General features: G+C 64.2%; 4 protein-coding genes. 1 reads left to right on the top strand and 3 read right to left on the bottom strand.

The genetic code is table 11. From position 1 onward, the window contains the following. The 3 genes from J4F42_10165 to J4F42_10155 all read right to left on the bottom strand — a co-directional run. Positions 1–283, bottom strand: a 283-nt coding sequence (locus J4F42_10165; protein ID MCE2485863.1) for a hypothetical protein, incomplete at its 3' end; no start/stop codon positions are given. Between the two features lie 12 nt (positions 284–295). Then, complete coding sequence (locus J4F42_10160) at positions 296–1399, bottom strand: ABC transporter substrate-binding protein (GenBank protein MCE2485862.1); 1104 nt, start codon at positions 1397–1399, stop codon at positions 296–298. Between the two features lie 104 nt (positions 1400–1503). Then, the gene (locus tag J4F42_10155) at positions 1504–2559 is read right to left on the bottom strand and encodes an ABC transporter ATP-binding protein (protein MCE2485861.1); all 1056 of its coding nucleotides are present in this window, start codon (positions 2557–2559) and stop codon (positions 1504–1506) included. Positions 2560–2900: 341 nt separating this feature from the next. Here J4F42_10155 and J4F42_10150 point away from each other — a divergent pair. Next, the coding region (locus J4F42_10150) for an Ig-like domain-containing protein (protein ID MCE2485860.1) at positions 2901–4157 on the top strand (1257 nt) is incomplete at its 3' end.

Here is a 4157-nt window from a genome sequence, read left to right as displayed (position 1 = left end):
CCAGGGTGCGTTCCTGGTGGGCTCTGAGCAGTTCGTTTGCGAGCGTCTCGAACACCGGCTCCGGCGGGGTGCGTTTGCCGTCCCAGTCCTGCAACAGGCCGAGGGTGCGGGGGAGCGCGTCGGCGACCACCGGGTCATAGACGCTGCGTGACAGCATGGTCGCTAGCGGCGCAACGAAGCTCAGCCCAATAAAGGCCACCAGGGGCAGGACCAACCCCACGGCGCGGAGCTGCGGGCCGAAAAGAATAAACGTGCCAACATCTGTATGTCTATTGGAGGGCACGTGTACTCTTTTTCAGCGAGCGAGCCATGCGCTAAAGCGTTCGTTCGTCTCGTCGCCGTGGTCTCTCCACCATTCCCAGTCGTAGTGCAGAGCGCGGGCGACGTTTTGGGGGCTGGTCGGCATATGCGGCTGCATGTCCACACCGGTTTCGAGATGGGTGCTAATCAGCGCTGTTCCCGACCGCCGGGCGGGACTATAAGCGATATAGCGACCGACTGCGGCCAGGGACTCGGTCCGCGTTGCGAAGGCGAGAAACTTCCGGGCCGCTTCCAGCTTCGGCGTACCGGCGACAATGCCGAGGATGCCACGGTCGAGCACCTGGCCGTCCCAGACGATCACAAAGGGCTGGTTTTCCAGGACCTGCGCGTTGAAGATGCGGCCGTTGTAGGCCGTGCTCATGACGACCTCGCCATCGGCCAGCATCTGCGGCGGCTGTGCGCCGGCTTCCCACCAGATGATCTGGTCCTTGATCGTATCGAGCTTGCGGAATGCCCGGTTCACGCCCTCCGGCGTGTTCAGCGTCGTATACACCTGATCCACGGACACGCCGTCGGCCATCAGCGCGAACTCCAGATTGACGAGTGGACTGCGGCGCATGCCGCGGCGGCCGGGGAATTGCTCTAGGTCGAAAAAGTCGCGGATCGTTGTCGGTTTGGGACCGGGCAGGTGCTTGGAGTTGTAGGCATACACGGTGGAGTAGAACAGCATACCGACGCCGCATTCTGTGAGCATACCGGGGAAGAAATCCTCCGCTGCGGGTGTCCCGTCCGGCGCCGGTAGCAGGTCGGCACTGGAGAGAGGTTCCAGTAGACCCTCATCACAGCCCCGCACCACGTCGGCCGTTTCCAGGTCAATCAGGTCCCAGTACACCTTACCGATCTCCACCTGAGCGCGGACCTGGGCCAATCCGCCGTTATAGGACTCCAGGCGGATCCTGGTGCCCGTCTCGGCGGTGAATGGCTCGTGATACGCCTTCTGACAGGCGCGGTCGTAGGAGCCTCCCCAGGAGGCTACGGTGAGCGATTCGCTGCTGGTGGCCGGGCAGCTCCAACTCAGCCCGGCCAGCAAAACGACTGCCACGACGTGGACCGTCGGGCGGATTGGGAGTGGCGTCACGGTGCGCTCTCCTCAAAGAGTAAACGTGTCCAGCATCTCATGTCTATTGGAGGACACGTTTACTCTTTCTCGTCTGGCTCCAAGGCTCGGCAATCGGTCGGCGTCTAGCCGATGTGGACCCGGTCTCCCTCGAGCACGGCGCCGTGGCCTACGATATTCGGGATCTTGACGATAAAGTCCGTGCGGCCGCACACGGCCACCCGCAGGCGCAGGTGATCGCCCAGGAACGTCATGTCTTCGATAGTGGCTTCAAATCTGTTGCTGTACAGCTCCGGCTCGGGCGCGAGGCAGACCCGCTCCGGACGGATGGCGAGGGTGACAGGATCGCCCGGTTTGCACGCCGCGACCTGGAAGGCTTGGACGACTTGGCCACCGGTCTCCACCTGCGAGATACCCCGTTCGACCCCGATGACCCGCCCGTGCAGCAGATTGTTTTCACCGATGAAGCTGGCCATGAACGGGCGTTCCGGCTCTTCGTAGAGCGTTTCAGGCGGGGCGATCTGCTCAATCCGGCCACGGCGAAAGACGGCCACCCGGTCCGACAGCACCATGGCTTCCTGCTGGTCGTGGGTCACGTAGACGACCGTCACCCTCAGGCTACGCTGGATGCGCCGAATCTCATACTGCATTTCCTCACGCAGACGGCGATCGAGGGCGCCGAGCGGCTCGTCCATCAGCACCAGGCTGGGTTCAAACACCAGCGCTCGGGCGATGGCCACGCGTTGCTGCTGGCCGCCGGACAGCTCGCTGGGACGCCTCTCCTCAAGTCCTTCCAGGCGGACAAGTTGCAGCACGCGCCGGACGCGCTCCCGGATCTGCTCCGGGTCGAGCCCGCGCACTTCGAGCGGAAACGCCAGGTTGCCGCCTACCGTCATATGCGGAAACAGCGCGTAGTTCTGAAAAACCACCCCGATGCCGCGCTGGCGCGGCGGCAGGTCATGCACTGAGCGGCCGTGGATGCGGATGGTGCCCGATGTGAGCATCTCAAAGCCGGCCAGCATCATCAGGCAGGTGGTTTTGCCCGAGCCGGAGGCGCCGAGCAGGGTCAGAAACTCCCCTTCGTGCACGCTCAGGTCGAGATCGCGCACGACTTGGACCCGTCCGTCGTAGCTCTTGCAGACGCGCTCGAATTCGACGTGAGCGTTTTCGGTTGAACCCATGTGGCTGTTGATCCTGTGTCGCCCACCTGCCGGGCATCCGAGGGGCGGGCAACTCACCTCAACACAAGTGGGGGTATCCTGACCTATTTGAGCGAGCGGTGTCAAGTTCGGTTGTGCCCAGCGTCTTTCGGCCGCCGCTATTTTAATGCCGCCGCTATTTTAATATCGACTGGAAAAAAGTGACGCCGCCCGATTGCCCCCTCCGCCCCTGGAGGGAGCGGGCTAAGGGGCCCCTCCGGAGCGTACCACCAGACGCCCTGGCCTGGTTTTTACTTGACAGCCACGCCTCTGCCTGCTGTCGAGGCGGATCCATTTTAGTCCTAGCAAAGAAGGAGTCACTCATGCACTCTCTCCTCCAGACCGTCAGCCGTCTTGTAGTCACCATGCTGGTCCTTGGTAGTTGGGTCGTACCGGCGGCGGCCGACTCGCCCGTCCTCGCCCCCCTCGCGCCCGTGGTTGTCGGGGTGGACGGCCTGACCGAGATTACCGTCGCCGTCACCGACGCCGATGGAGACGAGTCCACGCTCACGGCGACCTCGTCCAACGCGGCTATCGCGACCGTGGACGTGGATGCGCAGACGCTGACCGTGACCGGGGAGGCCCTGGGGGAGACGACGATCACGGTGACGGCGGATGACGGGACGAGCGCAGCCGATACCACGGCAGCCTTCGGAGTCACGGTGGCGGCCGATGCGGCGTGGAGCGGGGTGAGTGTGGGGGAGGAGCACAGCTGTGGGCTGTACACCGATGGCACGCTGGAGTGCTGGGGCGACGACGCCTATGACCAGGTCAGCGAGACGCCTACCGGCAACACCTTTCTCTTGGTGACTGCGGGGGGGGATCACGGCTGCGGGTTGAGGACCGATGACACGATGGCCTGCTGGGGCCGCGACGGCGATGGCGAGTCCACTCCGCCCACTATCACGCTGAGCCCGTGGCCCCCCAACACCCTCCCCTCGATCCCCCCTGTGCTCGCGCCGAGTGCGGGACGCAAGCACAGCTGCGGAGTGCGGACCACTAGCAAGGTGGCCTGCTGGGGCTGGGACTACTATGGGCAGACTACTCTACCCGCCGGCAGCACTGACGCCGACTTTCTGTCGGTGAGTGCGGGGGGGAATCACAGCTGCGGGGTGAAGGCCGATCACACGGTGGAGTGCTGGGGCCGCAACGACCATAACCAGACGACCGATACGCCCAGCGGGACGTTTAGCCAGGTAAGTGTGGGGATGTGGCACAGCTGCGGGGTCAAGCTCGATGGCAGCGTGGAGTGCTGGGGGCGCAACAACCATCAGCAGGTGAGCGACACGCCCAGCGGCACCTTTAGCCGGGTGAGTGCGGGGTGGGATTTCAGCTGCGGGCTGCGGACGGATGACACGGTGGAGTGCTGGGGGCGCGACCACTATCAGCAGGTCAGCGACGCGCCCGACGGTGCCTTTAGCCGAGTGAGTGTGGGGAAGTATCACGGCTGCGGGCTGAAGACGGATGGCGAGGCGGTGTGTTGGGGCCGCGACAATAAGGACCAGGTCAGTGGACTCAACGCGGCGCCGGTCATCACGGCCATCGCGGATGTGGACGTCGAGGTGGGCCTCACGACTACA

This window comes from Desulfurellaceae bacterium (assembly GCA_021296095.1).
GTDB lineage: Bacteria > Desulfobacterota > Binatia > Bin18 > Bin18 > JAAXHF01.
This window is presented reverse-complemented; position numbering and strand designations above follow the sequence as displayed.